We start from the raw sequence: 22,351 nt of genomic DNA, 5'->3' as shown, positions 1-22,351 counted from the left end.
GGCACGACGACGACGCGTGTTTGCATTGGTCCGAACAATTTCGGCGGATTCCGTGATGTGGGCGGCGGGCCGCTGCATTGACCGGTCAACGACGGACACGACCCAGGCTCGGCGACGACCTCCGGTAAAGGCACAGTTGTGATCGACGCCCTCTTGTCTTGCATCCGGACCGAGACGCCCGTCACGATACGTGCATGGCCGCGCTGCGAATAACGCTTGAGCGCTTCTGGCCGTCCCGGCGGGGTTACGCGTACGACGAGTTCTGTCACTGAACTGCCTCGGGACGTCGCTCCCCCCTGCTTGACGTCCCCTTTTCCTCCCGACTTTCTCACCACTCGTCTTGGCCCCGCTCCCGTCCTCAGCCGTGGCCATCGCAGCCCTTTCCGTGGAGTCCTCGAATGCCCCTGCCCGGATCCCTGTCCAGACCGCGGTCCTGGCCGCACCTACTGACCCGAGGGGTGTCGCTCGGCGCCGTCGCGACGGTGCTCGTCGCCTGCAGCGCGTCAGGCCTGTCGCAGCCCGCGCCGCCGCGCGGCGACGCCGATCAGAACACGGCGGCGCCCGGCGAGGTCCTCAACAGCGAGGGCACCCCCGTCAAGGGCGGGACGCTGAAGCTCTCCATGGCCGCCGATCCGCTGTGCCTCGACCCGCACTCGATCTCCGCCGACACCGAGCAGATCCTCGGCCACCTCCAGTTCGACAATCTCACCTTCCTCAACCCGGACGGCTCCCCGGGTCCGTGGCTGGCGACGTCGTGGACCATCTCGCCGGACGGCCGGACCTACGTGTTCACTCTCAAGCAGGGCGTGACCTTCGCCGACGGCACCCCGTTCAACGCCCAGGCCGTGGTGGCCAACTTCGAGCACATGCTCGACCCGAACACCCGCTCACCGCTGGCAGGCCCCTACATCGCGCCCTACGCCGGCAGCACCGTGATCGACGACTACACGCTGCAGGTCAACCTCAAGTCCGCCTACAGCCCGTTCCTCGACGTGCTGGCGCAAGGCTGGCTCGGCATGCAGTCGCCGAAGGCGATCCGGGAGAGCACCCCGGCACAGCTGTGCGCCCATCCGGTCGGCTCGGGGCCGTTCACCCTGACCAGCTACACCCCCAACGTCGGGGCCAGCTACGCCCGGCGCGCCGACTACGACTGGGGCCCGCCTGCGCTCGGCCGGACCGGCGCCCCCAACCTCGACGGCGTCGACCTGTCCTGGATCGGCCAGGACCCGGTCCGCTACAACTCGCTGATCAGCGGGCAGTACCAGCTCACCGGGTACGTCCCGCCGCAGAACGCCGCCGCCGTGGCGGCCAACCCGCAGTTCCAGCTCGAGGACGTCAACCGCATCGGCTGGCCCTTCACCTTCGACTTCAACACCTCGCGCGCACCGCTCGACGACATCAACGTGCGCAAGGCGATCGTCGAGGGGGTGAACGTCGACGCGATCGTGCAGACGTCGCAGTTCGGCCAGCGTGGTGTGGCGCGCAGCTACCTCGACTCGGTCACCGAGTTCTACGACCCATCGGTGCAGCTCCCCGCCTACAACGTGCAGAACGCCAACGCCCTGCTGGACGGCGCAGGCTGGGCGAGCCGCAACGCCGCCGGCTTCCGCACGAAGAACGGCCAGGAGCTCGCCCTGAAGCTCCCGGTGTCCAATGCGACGACCGTCAGCCCGGTGTACGACCTCCTCCAGGCCCAGCTCAAGACGCTCGGCATCAACCTGCAGGTCGAGGTGCAGCCGCAGACCCAGGTGACCACCCGCCGCTACGCCGGTGACTACGACCTGCTCTCCGGCGTGTGGCACACCAACACGCCGGACGTGCTCTACATCAAGTACGCGTCCAGCCAGATCCCCGACAGCGAGCACCTGGGCCAGAACCTGGCACGCCTGTCGGACCCAACTCTCGACAGCCTCCTCGAACGGACCCGCGAGACCACGGACCGGACCGAGCTGGCGTCGCTGTACTCGCAGGCTCAGAAGCAGCTCGTCGCGGCCGTGCCCGGCCTGCCCGTGTACCAGAACACGGTGCTGTGGGCGTTCGACAAGAAGCTGCACAACGTCATCGTGAACACCTCACACGGCACCCCGCTGCTCACCTACGCGTGGCTGGCTCCCTGATGAGGGCGAAGCTTCTCGCCCGGCGGATCGGCTGGCGGCTGCTCGCCGGCGTCGGCGTGCTGTGGGGCGCCGCCACGGCGGCCTTCTTCACCCTCCACCTGACGGCGGGCGACGCCGCGCTCTCGACCGTCGCAGGCCAGGGTGCCGATCCGACGCAGGCGGTACTCGAGCAGGTCCGCCGCGACTACGGCCTGGACCAGCCGCTGTGGCGGCAGTATGTCGACTACCTCGGTGAGCTGCTGCACGGCGATCTCGGCGAGTCGTACCAACAGCGGCTCCCGGTCGCCGGCGCGATCGAGGCGCAGCTGGGCCAGACGGTGCAGCTTGCCGCCGGGGCGATCGTCATCGCGCTGGTACTCGCCGTCCTGGTCGGAGTCCTGACGGCGAAGCGCCGCCGCTGGGTCCGGTCCACCACGACCGGGGTGGAGCTCCTGCTCGCCTCGACCCCGACGTTCGTGATCGGCCTGGTCCTGCTGATCATCTTCTCCATCGGGCTTCACCTGTTCCCGGTCTCCGGACAGGACGGGCTCCGGTCACTGGTGCTACCAACGTTCACCCTGGCGTTGCCCGTCACCGCGGTCCTGTCGCAGGTGCTGCGCTCCGAGCTGGAGGACGTGCTGGAGCAGCCGTTCATCCTGACCGCGCGCGCCCGCGGCATGCGGGACGTGGCGGTCCGGTTCCGGCACGCGTTGCGACACGCCGCGATCCAGCTGGTGACCATGTCCGGTGTCGTCATCGGCGGGCTGCTCGGCGGCACCGTGATCACCGAGTCGCTGTTCAACCGGCAGGGCATCGGTCAGCTGATGCTCGTCGCCACCACCAACAAGGACATTCCGCTGGTGGTCGGGGTGGTCATCTTCTGCGCGCTCGTCTACGTCGTCGTCAACCTCGTCGTCGACATCTTGTACACGATCATCGATCCCCGGGTGGTGACCCGATGACCACGACCGCCCATCTCCCGGCGCCGCGAAGCGTGTGGCTGCGCGGCAGGCTGCCGCGGCCCGGCGTCGTGCTCTCTGCGGTGTTTCTGCTGGTCGCAGCCGTCGCCGCGGTCGCGCCCGGGCTGATCGCGGACCAGGACCCGCTCGCGGTCGGCGCGGACCCCGGTTTCCTCCCGCCGTTCGCCTCCACCGCCCACCTGCTCGGCACCGACCATGCGGGGCGGGACGTGTTCAGCCGCCTCGTGCACGGCACCGCGCCATCACTCGTGATGGGCCTCGGGGCCACCGGCATCGCACTGGTCGGCGGCGCCGTCCTCGGCCTGCTCGCCGGCCTGGGCAGCCGGGCCACCGAGACCGTGGTGATGCGCGTGCTCGACATCGTGCTGGCCATCCCCGAGCTGCTGCTCGCGCTGATCGTGATCGCCCTGCTCGGCACCGGCACCGAGCACGCCCTGCTCGCTGTCGGGGTGGCGACGATCCCCTACTACGCGCGGATGGTGCGCGCGCAGACCCACGTGGTGCGCCGCTCCGGATACGTCGAGGCGGCCACCGGCCTCGGCATCCACCGGGCGGCGGTGATCTGGCGGCATGTGTTGCCGAACGCGATCAAACCCGTGCTGGTGCTGGCGACCATCGGCGTCGGCACGGCGATCGCGGTGGGAGCCTCCCTCGGCTTCCTGGGGCTCGGCGCACAGCCGCCCGCACCGGAGTGGGGAAGCATGCTCGCCGCCGGCGTCCAGTACATCTCCATCGACTGGATGCTGGTCGCGATCCCGGGCGTGACGATCACACTGACCGTGCTGTCGGTGACGGTGCTCGGCCGCGATCTGCGGCGTCGGGCCGAGGGGAAGGCGGCCGGATGACCCCGCTCCTGGAGGTCGAGAACCTGCGGGTGCGGTTCGGCGCGCGCACGGCCGTTCCGGTGGTCGACGGGATCTCCTTCACCCTCGCCCGCGGCGAGTGCCTCGCGCTCGTCGGTGAATCCGGGTCGGGCAAGAGCGTCACCGCGCGGACGCTCGTCGGTCTCACCGGCGCGGGATCGCTCCTGGAGCACGACCGGCTGCGGTTCGACGGCGAGGACTCCGCCCGGTTCTCCGAACGCGCGTGGCGGCGGGTCCGCGGCAACCGGATCGGCTTCGTGATGCAGGACGCCCTGTCCTCATTGGACTCGCTGCGGCCCGTCGGACGTGAGATCGCCGAGCCGCTGCGCCTGCACGAGCCACTCACCAGGGCCCAGCGTGAGCAGCGGGTGCTCGAGCTGCTCGACTCGGTGGGGGTGCCGGAGCCGGAGTTCCGGGCAGGCCAGTACCCCCACGAACTCTCCGGCGGCCTGCGGCAGCGGGCGCTGATCGCCTCCGCGATCGCGTGCGATCCGGATCTGGTGATCGCCGACGAACCGACCACGGCGCTGGACGCCACCGTGGCCGCTCAGGTGATCGCCCTGCTCGGCCAGCTCAGGACCAGCAACCGAGGGCTGCTGATGATCAGCCACGATCTGGCGGTCGTGTCCACGCTCGCCGACCGGGTCGCGGTCATGCGGGACGGCAGGATCGTCGAGGAGGGCAGCACCGCGCAGGTGCTGCGCGACCCGCAGCACCACTACACGCGCGAGCTGCTGGCCGCCGTGCCCTCGGCGGCCACCCGGCACTCGCGGCTCAGCTCCGGACCCCCGCTCATCGTGCGCGATCGCGCGGCCGTCCGATCCCGGGAGCGCCCCGCGGCCGGCACTGTGCTGATCGAGGCCGAGAACCTCCGCAAGTCGTTCACGGGGCGCGACGGCAACACCCGCGCCGCGGTCGACGATGTGTCGTTCACCCTCGCGGCGGGCGAGACCCTGGGAATCGTGGGTGAGTCCGGATCGGGCAAGACCACCACCGCCCGGATCGTGCTCGGCCTGGAAACACCGGACAGCGGGACGGTGCGGCTGCGCGACCGTGCCTGGGCGGACCTGACCTCGGCACAGCGCCGCGCGGAACGCCGGCACCTGCAGGTGATCTACCAGGACCCGCTCGGTTCGTTCGATCCTCGCTACACCGTGCGGCGGGTGCTCGTCGAGGCCCTGCGGGTGGCGGGAGTCGACCGCGGCCCGCAGCTTCAGGCCCGCCTGCGCGAGCTGTTAGAGCTGGTACAGCTCCCGACCGACCTGTTCGACCGCCGCCCGATCGAGCTGTCCGGCGGCCAGCGGCAGCGGGTGGCGATCGCTCGTGCGCTGGCCCCCGACCCCGAGGTCATCGTCTGCGACGAGCCCGTCTCGGCGCTGGATGTGTCGGTGCAGGCCAGGATCCTCGACCTGCTGGCCGACCTGCAGCGGGAGCTGGGCCTCGCCTACCTCTTCATCTCCCACGACCTCGGGGTGATCCACCATCTCAGCGACCGGGTCCTGGTGATGAAGGACGGCGCGGTGGTCGAGTCCGGGCCGGCCGACGAGGTCTTCGCCCACCCCACCGACCCGTACACGAAGGCACTTCTCAATGCCGTACCACGGCTGGCGATCGTTGGAGCGCACGATGACTGAGTCCGAGAACGTGACTGGCCCCAAGAAACTGCACGTCAACCTGTTCGAGATGAACTGCGTGGGGCACATCTCGCACGGGCTGTGGGTCCACCCGGACAACAACCGCCACCGTTTCAACGACATCGAGTTCTGGCTGGAGCTCGCCCAGCTGCTGGAGTACGGCACCTTCGACGCGGTGTTCCTCGCCGACGTGATCGGCACCTACGACGGTTTCCGGGGCGGGCCGGAGACCGCGATCACCGAAGCCGTCCAGATCCCCAACAACGACCCGCTGCTCGTGATCCCGGCGATGGCCGCGGTGACCAAGGGTCTCGGATTCGCGGCGACCTTCTCCACCACCTACGAACCACCGTTCGCCTTCGCCCGCCGGATGAGCACCCTCGACCACCTCACCAAGGGCCGCGTGGCGTGGAACATCGTGACCTCCTACCTGCCCAATGCGGCCCGCAACTTCGGGCTGCCCGACGAGATCGACCACGACCAGCGCTACCGGATCGCCGACGAGTACCTCGATGTCCTCTACAAGCTGTGGGAAGGCTCGTGGGACGACGACGCGGTCATCCAGGACCGGGAGAACCGCGTCTACACCGACCCCAAGAAGGTCCACTACATCAACCACGTCGGCGAGCACTACCGGGTCGCAGGGCCCCACCTCTCCCAGCCCTCCCGGCAGCGCACCCCGGTGCTCTACCAGGCCGGCAGTTCCGACGCGGGACGCGCGTTCGGCGGCCGGCACGCCGAAGCCGTGTTCATCGGCGGGAGCTCGTTGGAGAGCACCCGGGCGTCGATCGACAGCTACCGCGACCAGGCAGCGGCCAACGGCCGCGACCCCAGCCACCTCAAGTTCATGGCAGGCGCGGCTGTCATCGTCGGACGGACCGACGACGAGGTCGCCCGCAAGGTCGACGAGTTCAACGCGCTGCGCAGCGTCGACGGCTACCTCGCCCACTCCGGCGCAGGCCTGGACTGGACCCGCTACTCGTCCGACACCCGCGTCGGCGAGATCATCGCTCGCAAGGACCCCGGCTACCAGCGGCTCATCCGGCTGTACACCCCGGAGCAGACCGTCGGGGACGTCCTCGGCCGCGTGGGAACCTTCGACCGCGGCCCCTTCTTCGTTGCCGGCACCCCGAAAGTCGTGGCCGACGCGATCGAGACGTGGCTCGACGACGGTGGCATAGACGGGATCAACCTGCGCCAGTTCCTGACCCCGGGCACCGCCGAGGACTTCATCGAGCTCGTGGTGCCCGAACTCCGCCGCAGAGGCCGCTACCGGGAGTCCTATGAGGACGGCGAGACCCTGCGCGAGCGACTGTTCGGCGAGGGCAACGCCCGTCTGCTCACCGACCATCCCGGCACCCGGCACCGCCGCCTCTGACGACCGTCGAGCGCCCCCTGGTTCGACCGAACCATCGTCGTACGCTGAATCCCACACGCGACGGGGCGGGGGGCCGAGGTGGCCGAGACGACGGTGACTGACGTGACGGTGACTGGCGTGATGGCCGAGCTGGCCGCTCTCCAGGACCCGAAGGCCCGCGCGGTGAATGAGAAGCGCGGCGACGATCATGGTGTGAACCTCAGCAAGCTACGCGCGCTCGCCAAGCAGCTGAAGACGCAGCAGGAACTCGCACGACAGCTCTGGGCGACCGATGACACCACGGCGAGGCTCTTGGCGATCTTGATCTGCCGCCCGAAGGCGTTCGAGCGCGACGAGTTGGACACCATGCTGCGCCAGGCGCGCGCCCCCAAAGTGCACGACTGGCTGGTGAACTACGTGGTGAAGAAGAACCCGCACGCCGAAGAGCTGTGCCTGGCCTGGTTCACGGACCCGGATCCCGTGGTCGCGAGTGCGGGCTGGGCGTTGACCACCGAGCGGGTGGCGAAGAAGCCCGAGGGCCTCGACCTCACAGGGCTGCTCGACGTCATCGAGACGGAGATGAAGGATGCTCCGGATCGTCTGCAGTGGGCGATGAATCATTGCCTGGCTCAGATCGGGATCGAGCACACCGAGTACCGCGCCCGCGCGATCGACATCGGTGACCGTCTGCAGGTGCTCAAGGACTACCCGACGCCCCCGAACTGCACGTCGCCGTTCGCGCCGATCTGGATCGCCGAGATGGTGCGCCGCCAGAATGATGAGTGACGTGCCGCTGAGGTGCTCCCGCTCCAGCCCCGACAAGGTCGGTCTGCATGAAGGAGATCACCGCAGCGCGCGGATGCCGTCCCGCACCTCCCGCACGAAGATTTCCGGCTGCTCGAACGCGGCGAATTTCACAGGAATGATGGCGAGCCGGGAGCGGTTCGTTGACGACGAGTTGTCAGCATCGCAACCCAGACCGGGCCTGAACCGGGCCCGAACGACTCAGCCGTTGGCCGTGGGGAGCGCTTCGAGCCAGCGGCGGGCACGCCCGATGGACGCGGTGGCGGCGTGACCGTGGAGATCGGCGAGCGTCGTCGCGGCGAGCTCCTGGCGCCAGGCCTGTTCAGCGCGGTGCATCACCGCAGCGATCCCGCATGGGCGGCGGCAGGCTTCGACCGGCAGCGGCACCGGGCCCCGCTGACGCAACTCGCGACATCGAAACATCGGGCCGTCGCCTTGTACTGCCGTCAGGATGTCGAGCACCGTGATCTGTTCGGGATCGCGAGCCAAGCGGTACCCCCCACCCGTGCCGGGGACGGCGCGCAGGACATCGGCCCGGGTGAGCAGCTTGAGGATCTTCGACAGGTAGGCCTGCGGCAAGCCGTGAAACTCGGCTAGCCGACGTGCAGGCAGCGCCGTGGCCGGCTGTTGGGCGAGAAGCCACGTGCAGTGCAGTGCTGACTCGACGCTGTCGGGCATCTCCAACACGTGGATATCGTAGCTCCATGTTGTCGCGGACTCTGGGCTGGTTGACGTTGTTCCTGGTCGGCACTGACCTGTTCGTGATGTCGCCGCTGCTGCCGGAGATCAGTCGTGGGTTCGCCGTCGGCATTTCTGCAGGGGGCTGGGCGGTGAGCGTGTTCGCCGTCGCCTACCTGGTAGGCGGTCCCTCTCTCGCGGCGCTCGCCGATCGCGCCGGCCGTCGCGGCGTTCTGATCGCGGCGCTGGCGGTGTTCGCTGTGGCCAATCTGGCCACGGCACTGGCGCCGAGCTTCGCGGTGCTGCTGGGGGCGCGCGCCATGGCCGGGCTGGCCGCATCAGGCATCACACCTTCGGTGTACGCGCTGGTCAGCGCGGCGGCGCCGCCCGGGGCCCGAGCCACGTGGTTGTCGATCGTGACGTCCGGACTGCTGATCGCCCTGACCATCGGCGCTCCGGCAGGCTCGTTGTTGGCGTCAGCTGTGGGCTGGCAGGGCGTGTTCCTCGTGCTGGCCGTGGCGGCCGCGCTCATCCTGGCGAGCACTGTGGCCTGGACCCGACGCGCGGCGCCGGCGCCTACGGCCGGCGCCACAACCACCGCCGGCACGAGCGATCAACACCGGTTGGAGCCTGCGCCTGCCGTGGTGACGAAAGTGCGAGCGGTGTCGGTGACCGCCTTGTGGGCTCTTGCGGTCTACGGCCTCTACACCTACCTGGGGACCATTCTGCGAGAGCACCTCGGCTTCCCGCCGAGTGTCGCAGCCGGCGCGCTCGTCTGCTTCGGAGCCGGCGCGGTTATCGGCAATCTCTCCGGCGGGCGCCTCGCCGATCGGTTCGGGGGGCGGCAGACGAGCGTGATCACCCTGGTCCTGCTCGCCGGTGCGGAGACATTGTTCGGCCTCGCCCTGCACGCCGGGCCCGTGCTGCTACTCGCGTCGCTCGCCGGGATGGCACTTGTGGCCTACCCGTTCTTCTCCGCTCAGCAGGCTCGTCTCATCGCGCGCTACCCCGCCGCCAGCAGCTCGCTGATCGCCTGGAACAACACCGCCATGTACGCCGGGATATTGATTGGTTCCGCGCTCGGGGGGACAGCACTGACCTACTCCGGGCCCGCGCTTCTGGCCTTCGCCGCCGCCGGCGTCGCCCTCCTCGCCGCGTTCGTCGCTACCAGCAGCATCACCACGCCGAGCTGAATGGCACCCGCGACTGGACGGGATGAATCGGCTCGGCCGACATGAGTGCTGGGCGCGGATCGATCGGAGCGCGCCGGCGATGAGCATGGCAGTGGCGGATTCCCCGCCGCCGCATCAATTCTCCGATCGCGAGAACGATCGACAGGGCAGCACGGGCCGGCCAGATGCTTCGACCGGCCCGTGCTGGCAGCTGTCGGCTGTCGGCTGTCTGAGCGCTGTGTTACGCGCCGAGCACCATGCTCGGGACGCAATCATCATCGTCCGCGACCGCGCGAGCCGCGCGAGCGGTCGCAATGGCAACCTTTGCGCTGTAGGCAGGATTACCGGGCGCCCACCGCGCCGCGGCTGAATATTCCTGCGCAGCCTCGGTGTAGCGGCCGAGGCGAAACAGGCAAAGGCCGCGGGCGTCATGCGAGAATTCGTGAATCAACTGCTCGTCGTAGGAGGGGCCGAGGTCGGGAAGTTGGGCCGGGTCGACCCCGACGATCCTGTCCAGCGGCACAAGAGCATCTTCGTACGCGCCTTGACGGATCAGGGCGCGGCTGTGCAGCCACAGCAGCACGCAGTTGTCGCCGTAGAGTTCGAGACCCTCGGCGAGCAGCGCTTCCCCGTGGTCACCGTAGGGCTCGCGCATCCGCACGAGATCGGCATAGAGCAGAACACCCAGGGGATCCCGCCATGTCTTGGCACGAGCAACCTGCAGCCCGCCCTCCAACACGCGTTCGGCCCCACTCGCGTCGCCGAGGCCTTCCAGGACCCGCGCCAGGTGATGCCACACGAACAGGTTGTCGGGATCCACCTCCAACTGGCGGCGCAGCAGCGGCAGGTTCCGCAGGTGCTTATGAGTCTGGTCACCCTCGTAACCGAAATGGACAAGTTCCAGGTCGCACGGCAAGATCTCGCTGCCATCCGAGTCAGCGACCGCATGGATCGCCGGCACCACTTTCTCGTGGATCACGCCGTCGAACCGGATCCGTGGATCATTGCGCCAGAGCCGGTACTCCCGATACGGAGTCGCTCGAGGCGAAGGACGCAGCAACAGCCGGAACGCCAGCGCGTCCGTCCGGCGCAACAGGGCCTCTACAGCTGAGCGCTCGACCGGTTGCAGCTGTTCATCGGCGTCGATGTAGAGGATCCATTCGCCCTTCGCTGCGGCGAGCGCGGTATTGCGCGCAGCAGCGAAGTCATCGCACCACCGGAAGTGGTGAACGATGGCGCCATGAGCTGCTGCGATCTCCGGCGTCCCATCGGTAGATCCGGTGTCGACGACGATCACCTCATCGACGACCGACTGCAGCGACCGCAAGCAATCACCGAGGAACTTCGCCTCGTTGCGGACGATCATTGCCGCACTGAGCAAGGGTTGAGCCACCACAGCGATTTCCTGCCCCCGCTAGTCGCCGCACCGCTCGTGGTCGGCCTTCTTGTGGTCGACCTTCTTGAGGTCGGCCTCCTTGTGGTCGACCTTCTTGAGGTCGACCTTCTTGAGGTCGGCCTCCTTGTGGTCGACCTTCTTGAGGTCGGCCTCCTTGGCGCCCTTGTCGTGACGGGCCGGCCGCGTCTGGTTGGGGAACGTCTGGTTCGGGAAGGTCTGGTTCGGAAACGCCTGGTTGGGGAAGGTCTGGTTCGGAAAGGTCTGGTTGGGGAACGCCTGATTCGGGAAGGCCTGATTCGGGCAGGTCTGCCGCGGCTCGGCGAGCGCAACGGAGTTCATGCTGAACGCGCCGACCGCCGGCACCATGAAGGCGACAGCGGCCATCTTCTTGATGAAGGCGCGCCGGCCCTGTGAAGCCGAATCGAGAAAGTCAGAGCGAAGCGGGTCCTGATCTTTCACGAGATCCTCCATGTCGAGTCATCATCCACACCGGACGGCGTAGTTTTTCGCCCAGGCAGAGCGAACGTCCATATCGGTCACTCGGTAGGGGTCGAGGAATTGATCAGCCTTGATCGCCGATCAGACGGCGATGGCAGCAATCTTGATGCAGGCACTCCGATTCCGCGAAACCGGCTCGAGAAGATCGCGCGGCGCGGATCCTGATCTAGCGCGAGGCGATCCCTCTAGTCTCACCCGAACGAGGAAAGGGACAGGGTTGTGCTCGGATGGCGCGCAGATCATACTTCGCCACTTGTTGGAAACTACGCGCCGACCACCTGTAGTGGTCCTGACTCCGATCACGCCTCAGCCCACGGGCAATGGGTTGGCGATGCGTGTTGCCCGTACGGTCGAGTCCGCCGCCGGGAACCGCGAGGTGGTGGTCGTCGTCGTTCCGGTGGCAGGCGAACCGCTTGGTACTGCGACGATTCCCGGGGTGCAGCGAGTGGTCCGAATTCCGCCCGGGGCCGGGGCCAACCGACGACCTGCTTTGATCAGGATGCTTGCTCAACCGGTATGGCGCGATCGGCTGCAGGTGTCGGGCATTCTGCCTCAGGCAGCGCGCGCTGCACCCCCAATGCTTGCCGATGACATCTTCTCGGCGCTCGGCCGACCCAGCGGGTGGGCCGTGCACGTCGCCCGGGCCGGCCTGGCGCCACTCGGGGTCGCGCTGGCCGAGTTGATCAAGGCACCTTTCGCGACGTTGGACCTGGATGACGACGACGAGACGCTGCTTCGAAGCCTCGGCGAGAACGCGGAGGCCGACGCTCACCGGAGGTTGGTGTCCGCCTTCGCTGGATGCTTCTCCGGGATCTGGCTCGCGGCCCCGCAGGAGGCAGCGGCAGTGGCAGCCCGGCACGGGGTCCCGACGGCGGTCCTGCCCAATTCGGTCCGCATCCCGGCGAGCCCGCGGCGTATGCCGTCCGGTCCACCAGAGCTGCTGTTCGTGGGAAACCTGTCATACCGGCCGAACGTCGACGCCGCGGCGGCCCTGGTGGAGCAGGTCCAGCCCAGCGTCCGAGAACGCACCGGACTGCCGATCGCCGTTTCGTTGGTCGGGCACCACGGCGGCGACCCACGAGTGCTGTCGCTGGGTCGGAGACCTGGGGTGATGGTTCGAGGATTCGTGGGTGATCTGACGGAGTCGTATGCGCGAGCGAGCATCGTCGTGGCTCCTTTGACGGATGCCGCGGGCACCCGGATCAAGCTCCTCGAAGCCTTCGCGCACAAGGTTCCGGTGGTGGCCACGCCCGCAGCCGCCGCCGGACTCTCGGTCCAGCACGGCACCCACCTGTTGGTGGGTCGGACTGTCGCGGAGCTTGCCTCGCATGTCGCCACGCTGCTGGCCGACCCCCGAGCGGGCGCCCGACTGGCCGACGAGGCTCGGCGTTACGTCGAGATCAACCACTCCCCACCCGTCGTCGCCGCGCGGGTGAAGAGCCTGCTGGATGACGCGGCAGAAAACGCACACTCCGTTGGCGACCAACCGACCGCAGGGAGCATTCCGGCCGGCCGCATGGCCAACGCCGAGCCCGACGCAGCTGGCTGATCCGTCGTAAACCGTTAACGCTTAGGGGCGAGCCGGCTACTCAGATCCGAAGCAGGGCACAAGCGCGGACTCGACCTAATCTGCCGGCGACTCACGGTGTTGTTGATACATACAGTGGGCCATCAACGCGCAATGGCCCCGATGTTGACCAGCGGGCAGGACCTCGCGGCGGTCCTCGCCCCACAGATCGGGTCCGCCGCACCTGGAAGCCAGGAGTCACCAGCCTTAGTGTCAGCTCACCAGACCCTGCCGGTTGAGCGCCTCCAAGCAGTCCTTCGTGGCTCCGACCGGCGGGTCGGCCAGCCCGAAGGCGGCCGCCACGAACCCGGCGATCGCGTCCGCGTCGTGTGTGCCGTCGCAGAACTGGAGAACTACCGCGGCGGTGTGGTTGAGATGATGGACCGTGTCCGTGGACTCGGAGAAGACAACCATCCCGTCATCGAGTTCGTTGAGGTCAAGCCCTTCGACGATCTTGGGCTGGACTGAAAGCATGATCACTCCTGACGGCTTCAGCCGGAGAACTGGCTCGGACGGGCGCCGAATATAACGCATTCCCTTGTCGGCGTGGCGCTACAACCGATCCTGTTCCACCTAATGCATTACCTTGCCGTCGAGTCGTGCGGCCATGCACCCGATTTACCTGGCCTATCCTGAACTCCGGCCACCTCGTCCGTCCCAGAGCGCAGAAGTGCTGCGCGCGTTCGACCTCGAATCCCCGAGTACCGGTCCGACCCTGGCCTAGGGTCAGGCCGTGTGTACCGCGATCGTCTGCTCCAGCGGCCCGCTCACCGCCACCTCCCCCACCGACCGGCGGATCACGGCCTGCCCACGCCCGGAGGTGACCGTCGTCAATCGCACCAGCTCGACCCGCACACCCCGGGCCTTCAGGTCGTCGTTCGCGGTCAGCCGCACCGTCGCACGCAGTGTCGCGCCGGGCGCCACGCTGGTACGCGGGAGCCCGTAGAACGAGACCGTGCAGAGCGGCGTACCACCGCCTTGTCGCACCGGCGACTCCGTAGGCATCCGAACCTCCGGGGCGAGCACGACCACCGGTGCCTCCACGGGATCGGGTGAACCGCCCGTGACCTTGCAGCGCACCAGCCACAGCGACGACCCCCGGGCCCCACACTCGTCGGCGGCCCCCACCGCTCCTCGGGCTCGATCCAGAGGTCGTAGCTTTCCGGATCGGCCTCGTCCCCTGAAGGCGGGAACCGCTCGTCCGCGCAATCCTCCGGGGTCTCCGGCGGCACGATCCGCCGCGGCACGGGCAGCACGACCGTGAACTCACGAGCCACACCGGCGGAGAGATCGTCCTCATTCAGGACGTACTCGCCGGCGACCGCACGATCGTCGGTGGAGCTGCCGTCACCGACGGGATACCGGTCGATGTGCACGAGCGCCACCGAGCACTCGACCGCCTCGAGATCCTCGCCCGGGACCAACCGCACGAACGCCGTCACGGCTTCGCCCGGCAGATAGACCTGCCGGTCCGTCACCAACTCGATGTCGATCGCCCGCTTCTTGGCCACGGCGCACCCTAAGGTGCCGATCACCACGCGGGTCCTCCCCCGGTGCCAGGCCGACGGCGGGCATACCCATCAGCAGGGGGCTGCGCAGTTCGGTCAGCACCAGTGCATGACGGTGGGTGGCCGTGATGCGTCGACCGGACCTCGTGGCGACGCTCAAGTCAAGAGGCGGGAACCAGCCACCGACGAGCCGGACACAACGGCCAGGGGACGCATGCGGATCGAAGGTGCCACGCGCAAGTGTGGGCGCCGCGTCGTTTGTCGGCCGCGATATTCAGTTGGGAAGGAGCAGTCGCACCATGAGCACCACACTCAACCCATCGTTCGACAACCGCGCCAACCAGCACGGAAGCAACACCAGGGCCACCACGCTCAACCCATCGTTCGACAACGGCACCAACCAGCACGGAATCGACACCGGCACCACGCCCATCACGCTCAATCCGGCGATCTCGACCTCAGAGGGGCAGCCGGCGGAGCACACGACCCCGGCTGCCGACCGCGCCGCATAATCACCCGATACCAGGACAGCGACGGCGGGCGGCCAGGTTCGAGGTCGGCGCTCTGACGAGTACCGCGCCCTCGCCGTCCACCACCGCCGGCTTCAGGAATCAACGGCGACGGGTCGAGCGGGCCCTGGCCGCCGGACGGGTCAGGTCCTCGTCGCCATGAGCACGGTCGGGGTCCGGGCTGCGTGACCCGCCTCGGCGCCCAGGGCGTCACCGGCGGAGTGGCACGGGCGGACACCGCGGAAGAGCTGAGGTCTTTCCAGGCGGTCGTCCAGCCCGCAGCGTCCTGAGCAGCGCACGTGCATGATCCGACCGGACGTCAGGTCACAAGGCATAGCGCAGGATCGCCGCGACCGGCTCCCCGTTGGGGATGTCCGCGGCGCGCACCGCGAGCACGCGGCCCCCGCCGAGCAGCACACGCCGAGCGATCTCGTCGACGATTCCGTAGCTGACGGCGTCGTCGTCCTCGGCGAACGTGATCGCGCCTGTGTCGTCGTCAACGGTGCCGGGCAGCTTGACGTCGATGTCAGCGAGCAGCGTGTCGATCGCACCGCGGGTTGCCGCCCGGGCCAGCGTGGCTACGTCGGTCGACGCGCGACCCTGTTGGAAGCGCAGGTCGAACAGGTTTCTGACCGCGGACAGTTCGCCTGCGTACACCTCGTCCAACAGCGGTCGCGCTGCTTCGGCGAGATGCTGGTCCGGCACAGCGTCGGGATTTCCCCGAATGCTCGGTTCGACGAGGTGTGGGTAGCTGTTGATCGATCGGTAGATCGAGTCGAGCGGCTCGGTCGAGGCGAGGATGAGCGGCAGTTCGAGCCCCGACAGGACACCGCGCAGGGCATGGTCGACCTTCCGGGCGAATTGGCGCAGCCTGATCTTCTGCCCTTCCGAGCCCTGGATCCGCCGGACCGGAGAACGATCGGCTATCGACGCCTTGCCCGCCGCGCTCGCCGCATCCGTGGGCAGTCCGGGGACATCGACGGTGAAGGGCGGTCCCTCGGGAACCACCTCGACCAGTCTGACCGAGCCGGCCGCGAGGGCCAGCACGAACGTTGTCTGCGGGAACGTGACGGCCCGTAGCAGCGGTTTGACGTAGAAGCGATCCGCCACCTCGACGACGCTCGACAACCGGTTGGGGAGGCGGAACGTCCGCATCCGGTCGGCCGAGGCGAAGACGGCGAGGCTGCGCGCCTGCACGGCCCAGAAGTCGTCGTCGTCGACGAGATCGCCGAGCCCGTCACGCATGCTCGCGATCACGGTCGGCACGATCCCGGAAGCCTGCATCTGCTCGATGGCCGTCGCCGCCAGGTTCTTCAGTTCGATCCGGCTGGCTTGGGCGTCCTGCGTGATCACGCTCGTCGGGAGGTAGATCGAGACGCAGCCGGGCTCGCGCACGGTGAGCAGGCGCTCGACCTCGGATCGCGGTGGGATGTCGGTATGCAGGGTCACGGCGCCACCGTCGGGCCGGGGAACTCCCCGTCCCGGACTTCGCGTTGGCAGGGTTCTGGAAGACGAAGGTGAACATCAGCCTGCCGGTGCCGGCGATCACCCACGCGATCAACGCGCCAACGAAGCCGGTTGGCCTGTGTGACGTTGCGCGGCAGCGCGAAGACGCCCCCCTTGACGTCCACTGTCGTCATCGGACTCTCCCCACGGCAGGTAATCCCGTTGGACCCGACCTTGTGCCCTGCTGCAGCCCTGCCGCCTAACGGTCGCTCGCCGCCGGATGACGAGCTTCACCCGGAGTGGGTGAGATGCCCGGCAGAATCATCGTATGAACTCCACCAGGGCTTGCACGAATTCGTCCTGCTGCTCCAGGTAGCCGAAGTGGCCACTCTGGTTCAGCTCGAGCTTCCGTGCGTTCGGCACTCCCTCGTGAATCTCCTCCGACCACCGCCGTGGGCAGATGACGTCGTAGAGACCTGAGATCACCAGGGTCGGCACGTCGATACGGTCAAGCGTGCGGCGTGCATCCCAGTCGCTGTCTTTCCGCCCCGGATCCCAGGTGACGTCCAAGGCGGCCGGACCCGTCTGGTCGACGGTCTTCCAGTAGTTCGCGAAGTAGGCCGGCAGGATCGCCCGCAGCCAGTCCACACGTGACTCCCGATCGCCGAGCAGTGTGTTGCGCGCCTGCGAAGCAGACCGCCACGCGAGGCCGGCCTTCTGGGCGTCAGGCTGGTCCGGCCAGCGCGCGACGAACGCCTCCATCTGGCGCGTCGCCTCCTCCCACAGCTCGGCGGAGTAGACGGGACTCGTGCTGTAGGCGATCAGCCCGGCGAGTAGACCGGGGTTCCGGATCGCCAACTCCAGACCGACGAAGCCGCCGTGGGAGTGCCCGAGGAAATAGGGCTGCTCGGCGCCGAGATGATCGATCACCGCCCGGGCGAAGCGGGCGTAGGTGGACACGCTGTAGTCGCCACCGGGGAGCAGATCACTGCGTCCGGTGCCGATCGGATCGAGGTACACCATTGTCAGATGCTGCTCGAGCAGCGGCATCCGCAGATAGTCGGAGTTGATACCTGGCCCACCCGAGTGAACGACACATACCGGGCCACTACCGACGATCTCGTACGCCTGGCGAACACCTTCGGATTCGAATTCGTACCAGCCGGGTACCAGGCCGAAGGATCGACTGCTGGACATGTCACGTCCCATCGGATGAGCTACGAGGATCTCTGACCAGAGATTTCAGAGGTTTCAGCCGGCGTCACTCGGCGGCCAGGCCAACGCCGAACGCGATCAACACGCACCCGAGCACCCCGTCGAGCGTCCGCCGGATCCTCCGGGTGCTCAGCCATCCACGCACGCGATGCGCCGCGATCAACAGCCAGAGCTGCCAGCAGGCGCCCAAGACACCCAGAGTGGACGCGAGAAGCAGCGTGGACCCGACGTCGAGCCCGGGTCGCAGGTATTGCGGCAGCGCGGACAGGTACAGCACGAGCGCCTTGGGGTTGGTGATGTTCGACAGCAGGCCCTGGCGGAAGTGCCGGAACCGGTTGACGGCGGCGGATCCGGCTGAGCCCATCGGCTGGTACCCACCGCGCTGCGCCGCCAGCAGCGCCTGCGCCCCGAGATAGATCATGTAGGCAGCCCATCACGAGAAACCCGCTGTAGGAGCTCCAGCTCAGGCCGCTGACCGGCACAGAACTCACCGTGGTCATGACGTCTCGAACGGGGTGTACGCACGGCGAACCGACACATGATGCCGCCGCGCCGGCTCGTCGACCCGCAGCCGCGGATCGGCCAGATGATTGCGGTGCGTCCGCATCATGTCGAGCACTACGCACGCAGAACCGTCCCCTCCCGGCACGGCGGGTGTGACGTCCCGCATCGCCATCGCGAACAGATTGATCGCCGCTCGCCCGGCGTCGCCCCGCTGCGCCGCCGTAAGACGGTCGGCTACACCGAACAGCCGATCGAGGTAGCCGAACAGCATCTGTATCCCCGGCGCTACCGGGTCGATGTTGCGCGCACAGCATTCGGTGATCCCTGCGGTACGGAGCCGGAACAGCTCACGGGAGATCAGTCGAGCATGCTCGGCCTCCTCGTTGTCCACGATGCAGTCCTACCACGTTTTTCAGCGCCAATTTCACCCAATCGTCGCGACGAGCGAACAATCGGCCGTGAAAGTATTACCGCGCCGTCATCGAATCTTTCGATCGGTACCGCCTGCGCGTCATCGAATACCATGTCGGAGGCCACCGAAAGGGCAGCGAAGATCCAGGGCGACCCGTCCACCACTAGCGGGGCCGCGACCCCCGCAGATAGCGGATAGTGGTCCGCGATCGAACGCGCTGCTTCCGAGACGAAGGTGGTGCCGCTGACCGCCGGATCGGTCACGATCTCCGGCAACACGGCTCCCTGAGCGGACCTGGTCCGGCCGGCGGCAGGCACCGACGTCCTGGCGCACGAGGTCATCGACGACTCGTGGATCGAGGAGAACTACAGCGACGCCAAATCCCCCGCCACCGGACGAAGCGCGACGACCACATGCGTGCCCACCGCTCGATCGCGCAGGCCGGCCGGGTCGCGCGCGAGGCCGGCGCGGCCGCCGTGGTCCTACATCACTTCGTCCCGGCCAATCGGCCGCAGTGGGCGCAGGAGTCGATCCACGACCATTTCGAGCCCGCGGTCGTGGGCGAGGATGGCGAAGCGCAACCGTGACATTTGTCGTGTTCGTCAGTCAAGCGTATCGATTGCCGTAGTCGTTTTCTGATCGTCCGCGAAGTGCGCTACATCACCGTGAAAATTTGATCGCTTACAGGAGGCCGGAACGTCGAGTGGGGCCCATCCCACTCACCATCTCTTGTTCCACTTTCCGCGCCGCCGGTATTCTCGGCCGTCCCAGCCGGCGAGCGGCGCCACGTTGGCGATCTGATGTCGGCTCGCCCTGTCCTCCAGCAGGGCCCGTCGCCAGCCGGATCGGTGATCCCATGACGCCACGCATTCGCGGGCGGGACGCAGAGCTCGACGCGATCGATGCCCGGTTGCGGGCTGTGCGGGACGGCACCGGCGGGATCATCGTCCTCGCCGGCGCGACAGGAGCCGGCAAGTCCACCCTCCTCGACGAGGTGCTGCGACGGGCCGGGCTGATGGGTGCCGAGGTGTACAGCGGGGTTGCGGACCCCGCGGCGCAGATCATTCCGCTCGACCCCTTGCTCGGCGCGCTACTGCACCATCCCCGTTCGCCGCTCGACGCAGGCGAGGTCCGTAGGTTGTCGCAGCTGCCCGACCAGCGGTTCTGGCTGCTGCAGGAGCTGCAGGACCGGCTGGAGACGGCAGCGATGTCGGGTCCGCTGATCGTCGCGATCGACGATCTGCAGTGGGCCGACCCGGCGACGCTCGCCGCGGTCGGCGTGCTTCCGCCCCGGCTCGCCGCCCACGCCATCCTCTGGGTGTTCACCGTGCGGTACGCCAACACCTCGCCCATCACCCGCCGCACCGTCGACAGGCTCTGCGGGGCGGGGGCCGAACATCTGGTGCTCAGCGCGCTCGACGACGCGGCGGTCGTGGAGGTCACGCGGGACGTGCTGGCCGCCACGCCCGGGGAGGATGTCCTGCACGTCGTCCGGCGCGCCCACGGCCAGCCGTTCCTCCTGGTGGAGCTGCTGCGCGGGTTGGTGGACGAAGGCCTCGTGAGCTGCGACAACGGCACGTTGAGGCTGAACAGTCCGGGGCTGCCGCAGCGGTTTCGTGACTCGATCACCGCTCAGCTCGACCGCCTGAGTGACCCGGCACGGAACCTCGTGGAGATGGCATCGGTGCTGGGCCGCAGCTTCTCCGTCGAGCAGCTCGCCGAACTCCTGCAGATCTCCGTCCCCGAGCTCGTTGCGCCGCTCCGCGAAGTGTTGCGGGCAGAGCTGCTGGTCGAGGCCGGTTCGACGCTCCGGTTCCGGCACGATCTCATCCGGGAGGCGGTCGAGGCGAACCTCCCGACCGCGCTCGGGGACGCGCTGCGCCGCCGCGCGGTCGAGGTGATGCTCGCGCACGGGGCGCCTCCGGCGGAGGTAGCGGCGCTGGTCCTCATGATTTCCCGCACGGGCGACCTGGCGTCAGCCGACCTGCTCGCCCGGGCGTCGGTGGAGCTCGCGCACGCCGCTCCGGCCGACGCGGCTCAGCTGGTGGGCCGAGCACTGGAGCTCACGCCCTACGGCAGACCGGAACGGCCCGCGAGAATCGTCTCCGCGATGTCGCTCTTCGCGGCGGCCGGAGCGGTGCAGGAAGCGCGACACCTCGCCGATACGGCGCTGAACGGCGTCGTCGGGCCTGTCGACGAGGCCGGTGCACGCCTCAAGCTCGCGTGGCTGTCGCTGCAGTACTCCGGCCCCGACGTCGTCGAGCAGACCAGGCGCGCGCTCACCCTGCCGGAGCTCCCCGCTGCGCTGAGCATCGAGCTCTCGGCACTGCAGTCCCACGGGTACGCCATGAGCGGGGATCCGCGAAAGGGCAGCGATCCGGCCGAGCGGGCACTGCGCGAGTCGGCACGTTTCCGTGACCCCGACAGCCGGGTCGCTGCGCTGACCGCTGCTACGGGCGACGCGCTGGTGCGCGGCCGCCGGGTGGACGGGCTGCGGCTCAGCCAGGAGGCCGTTGCGCTCCGGCCGCTCCAGCGCTCCGCACGGGATGTGTGGGTGCCGGACTGCTGGCGCTCGCTGCTACTGGCGTGCCTCGCGCGGCTCGACGAGGCGATCGAGCTGTCGGACGCGGGGTTGAGCGAATCACGGCGCGAGGGACCCGCCGCCAACGTGCGGGTTTGGATGATGTGCCGCGCCCGGTACCTGTGGGCAGCCGGCAGGCTCGACGAGTCCCAGGCCGAGGCCGAGGCGGTCCTCGAGATGACCGACGACCTGGGGCCCGGCGGGTACGTCACCGAGATCGCCCACTACCTGCTCGGACGCATCGGGCTGCGCACCGGTGATCGGGTCCTACTGTCGAGGGCGGCACGTGAGGCCCGCCGGATGCCTCGGAGAAGTCGGGGCTTCTGCGCCAGCACGGGCTCTGGCTCTCAGCCCTGGTCACCGACGCGAATTCGGCGGATTCGGCCGATGCGCCGGCGGTCGAGCTCGCGGCGGAGGCCTTCGCGCCGTTCGGGAGCGACCGGCCGCAGCTCGTGAGCGCGCGGCAGCACGACGACGTCGTGGCGTTCGCTCGGCTCGCCGTGGCCCGCGGTTGCCCGGAGGCCGCCGAGTCGGTCATCGACCGGATGGCACAGCACGCGGCGGAGGACCCGGACTTCCCGTACCTCGCCGCGGCCGCGCGGCACTCCTGCGCTCTCCTGGAGGGTGACGTCACCGGCATGCGCGACGCACTGGCGCGCTACGAGGGCACTCCCTACGTCCTGCCGCAGGCGGACGCGTACGCCGACGCCGCGCGCATGGTCGGGTCCACGCACCGGGCCGACGCCGTCGAGTATCTGGAACGTGCACTCTCCGCCTATTCCGCGGCAGGCGCGGAGCACGACGCCGCCCGGACCCGGAAAGCGCTGGGAGACCTCGGAGTTCGTCGTCGGCGTACCAGCCCGCCGGGACGGGGTTGGTTGGGACTGACGTCGTCGGAGCTCAAGGTCGTCCGGGTGGTCGCGGCGGGTGCGACCAACCGCGAGGCGGCCGACGAGCTCTTCCTGTCGCCCCACACGGTGAGCTCCCATCTGCGGCACGCGTTCACCAAGCTGCGAATCCGGTCGCGTGTCGAGCTCGCCCGGGTGGTCGCGGAGCAGGACGGAGCGAATCGGGCCGACTCACCGGGCCGCTCGGACCCGGATGTGCTCTGAAGCCGCGCCGTAAGGATCG

The 22,351-nt window shown here is 68.5% G+C and carries 22 protein-coding genes; 12 read left to right on the top strand and 10 right to left on the bottom strand.

The features are described 5' to 3' along the window. The first annotated feature begins 398 nt into the window (after window positions 1–398). The 6 genes from ABD743_RS37175 to ABD743_RS37150 all read left to right on the top strand — a co-directional run bounded on the left by ABD743_RS37175 (window position 399) and on the right by ABD743_RS37150 (window position 7,716). On the top strand, window positions 399–2,117 hold the full coding sequence (locus tag ABD743_RS37175; protein ID WP_344728153.1) for an ABC transporter substrate-binding protein: 1,719 nt from the start codon (window positions 399–401) through the stop codon (window positions 2,115–2,117). After that, entirely contained in the window at window positions 2,117–3,058 is a 942-nt protein-coding gene (locus ABD743_RS37170; protein ID WP_344728151.1) for an ABC transporter permease, read from the top strand. Before ABD743_RS37175 ends, ABD743_RS37170 begins: the two co-directional genes overlap by 1 nt. Further along, on the top strand, window positions 3,055–3,921 hold the full coding sequence (locus tag ABD743_RS37165; RefSeq protein ID WP_344728150.1) for an ABC transporter permease: 867 nt from the start codon (window positions 3,055–3,057) through the stop codon (window positions 3,919–3,921). The genes ABD743_RS37170 and ABD743_RS37165 overlap by 4 nt, the downstream gene beginning before the upstream one ends. Next, complete coding sequence (locus ABD743_RS37160; RefSeq protein ID WP_344728148.1) at window positions 3,918–5,573, top strand: dipeptide ABC transporter ATP-binding protein; 1,656 nt, start codon at window positions 3,918–3,920, stop codon at window positions 5,571–5,573. Before ABD743_RS37165 ends, ABD743_RS37160 begins: the two co-directional genes overlap by 4 nt. Further along, window positions 5,566–6,951, top strand: coding sequence for an LLM class flavin-dependent oxidoreductase (locus ABD743_RS37155; RefSeq protein ID WP_344728146.1), 1,386 nt, complete (start codon window positions 5,566–5,568; stop codon window positions 6,949–6,951). Before ABD743_RS37160 ends, ABD743_RS37155 begins: the two co-directional genes overlap by 8 nt. Window positions 6,952–7,071: 120 nt before the next feature. Next, complete coding sequence (locus tag ABD743_RS37150) at window positions 7,072–7,716, top strand: DNA alkylation repair protein (RefSeq protein ID WP_344728224.1); 645 nt, start codon at window positions 7,072–7,074, stop codon at window positions 7,714–7,716. 219 nt (window positions 7,717–7,935) lie between these two features. Here the strand turns inward: ABD743_RS37150 and ABD743_RS37145 are convergent, their stop codons facing one another. Further along, entirely contained in the window at window positions 7,936–8,412 is a 477-nt protein-coding gene (locus ABD743_RS37145) for an RrF2 family transcriptional regulator (RefSeq protein WP_344728222.1), read from the bottom strand. A gap of 26 nt (window positions 8,413–8,438) precedes the next feature. On the opposite strand from ABD743_RS37145, the gene ABD743_RS37140 reads away from it, so the two are divergent. Continuing rightward, window positions 8,439–9,605, top strand: coding sequence for an MFS transporter (locus ABD743_RS37140; protein WP_344728145.1), 1,167 nt, complete (start codon window positions 8,439–8,441; stop codon window positions 9,603–9,605). A 220-nt stretch (window positions 9,606–9,825) separates the two neighbouring features. On the opposite strand, the gene ABD743_RS37135 is transcribed toward ABD743_RS37140, so the two are convergent. Together ABD743_RS37135 and ABD743_RS37130 are read right to left on the bottom strand one after the other, a co-directional pair. Next, the gene (locus ABD743_RS37135; RefSeq protein WP_344728143.1) at window positions 9,826–10,950 is read right to left on the bottom strand and encodes a glycosyltransferase; all 1,125 of its coding nucleotides are present in this window, start codon (window positions 10,948–10,950) and stop codon (window positions 9,826–9,828) included. A 48-nt stretch (window positions 10,951–10,998) separates the two neighbouring features. Further along, window positions 10,999–11,451 carry a hypothetical protein gene (locus tag ABD743_RS37130; RefSeq protein WP_344728141.1) on the bottom strand — a complete coding sequence of 151 codons (453 nt, stop codon included), beginning with the start codon at window positions 11,449–11,451 and terminating at the stop codon, window positions 10,999–11,001. A gap of 604 nt (window positions 11,452–12,055) precedes the next feature. Between ABD743_RS37130 and ABD743_RS37125 the strand changes: the two genes are divergently transcribed. After that, window positions 12,056–13,027 (top strand): glycosyltransferase, encoded by a 972-nt coding sequence (locus ABD743_RS37125; protein WP_344728140.1) that lies wholly within the window; start codon window positions 12,056–12,058, stop codon window positions 13,025–13,027. 231 nt (window positions 13,028–13,258) lie between these two features. On the opposite strand, the gene ABD743_RS37120 is transcribed toward ABD743_RS37125, so the two are convergent. Both ABD743_RS37120 and ABD743_RS37115 read right to left on the bottom strand, forming a co-directional pair. Continuing rightward, complete coding sequence (locus ABD743_RS37120) at window positions 13,259–13,519, bottom strand: PqqD family protein (protein WP_344728138.1); 261 nt, start codon at window positions 13,517–13,519, stop codon at window positions 13,259–13,261. Between the two features lie 252 nt (window positions 13,520–13,771). Beyond that, a complete protein-coding gene (locus ABD743_RS37115) occupies window positions 13,772–14,173 on the bottom strand; it encodes a hypothetical protein (RefSeq protein ID WP_344728136.1) in 402 nt (133 codons plus the stop codon). A gap of 679 nt (window positions 14,174–14,852) precedes the next feature. Between ABD743_RS37115 and ABD743_RS37110 the strand changes: the two genes are divergently transcribed. Next, entirely contained in the window at window positions 14,853–15,065 is a 213-nt protein-coding gene (locus ABD743_RS37110; RefSeq protein WP_344728134.1) for a hypothetical protein, read from the top strand. 321 nt (window positions 15,066–15,386) lie between these two features. Here ABD743_RS37110 and ABD743_RS37105 read toward each other — a convergent pair whose 3' ends face one another. The 5 genes from ABD743_RS37105 to ABD743_RS37085 all read right to left on the bottom strand — a co-directional run bounded on the left by ABD743_RS37105 (window position 15,387) and on the right by ABD743_RS37085 (window position 18,914). Next, window positions 15,387–16,511: a baeRF11 domain-containing protein gene (locus tag ABD743_RS37105; RefSeq protein ID WP_344728132.1), complete on the bottom strand. Its 1,125-nt coding sequence runs from the start codon at window positions 16,509–16,511 to the stop codon at window positions 15,387–15,389. Window positions 16,512–16,829: 318 nt separating this feature from the next. Then, window positions 16,830–17,705 carry an alpha/beta fold hydrolase gene (locus ABD743_RS37100; RefSeq protein WP_344728130.1) on the bottom strand — a complete coding sequence of 292 codons (876 nt, stop codon included), beginning with the start codon at window positions 17,703–17,705 and terminating at the stop codon, window positions 16,830–16,832. 64 nt (window positions 17,706–17,769) lie between these two features. Further along, window positions 17,770–18,144: a LysE family translocator gene (locus ABD743_RS37095; RefSeq protein WP_344728129.1), complete on the bottom strand. Its 375-nt coding sequence runs from the start codon at window positions 18,142–18,144 to the stop codon at window positions 17,770–17,772. 75 nt (window positions 18,145–18,219) lie between these two features. After that, window positions 18,220–18,618 (bottom strand): hypothetical protein, encoded by a 399-nt coding sequence (locus ABD743_RS37090; protein WP_344728128.1) that lies wholly within the window; start codon window positions 18,616–18,618, stop codon window positions 18,220–18,222. Continuing rightward, complete coding sequence (locus tag ABD743_RS37085; protein ID WP_344728126.1) at window positions 18,585–18,914, bottom strand: hypothetical protein; 330 nt, start codon at window positions 18,912–18,914, stop codon at window positions 18,585–18,587. The genes ABD743_RS37090 and ABD743_RS37085 overlap by 34 nt, the downstream gene beginning before the upstream one ends. A 75-nt stretch (window positions 18,915–18,989) precedes the next feature. Between ABD743_RS37085 and ABD743_RS37080 the strand changes: the two genes are divergently transcribed. The 3 genes from ABD743_RS37080 (at window position 18,990) to ABD743_RS37070 (ending at window position 22,332) form a co-directional block, all read left to right on the top strand. Continuing rightward, the gene (locus tag ABD743_RS37080) at window positions 18,990–19,226 is read left to right on the top strand and encodes a hypothetical protein (RefSeq protein WP_344728125.1); all 237 of its coding nucleotides are present in this window, start codon (window positions 18,990–18,992) and stop codon (window positions 19,224–19,226) included. A 269-nt stretch (window positions 19,227–19,495) separates the two neighbouring features. Then, entirely contained in the window at window positions 19,496–21,676 is a 2,181-nt protein-coding gene (locus ABD743_RS37075; RefSeq protein WP_344728124.1) for an ATP-binding protein, read from the top strand. Then, window positions 21,673–22,332 carry a helix-turn-helix transcriptional regulator gene (locus ABD743_RS37070; RefSeq protein ID WP_344728122.1) on the top strand — a complete coding sequence of 220 codons (660 nt, stop codon included), beginning with the start codon at window positions 21,673–21,675 and terminating at the stop codon, window positions 22,330–22,332. The genes ABD743_RS37075 and ABD743_RS37070 overlap by 4 nt, the downstream gene beginning before the upstream one ends. Window positions 22,333–22,351 lie beyond the last annotated feature (19 nt).

This window comes from Pseudonocardia yunnanensis (genome assembly GCF_039534065.1).
GTDB lineage: Bacteria > Actinomycetota > Actinomycetes > Mycobacteriales > Pseudonocardiaceae > Pseudonocardia > Pseudonocardia yunnanensis.
This window is presented reverse-complemented; position numbering and strand designations above follow the sequence as displayed.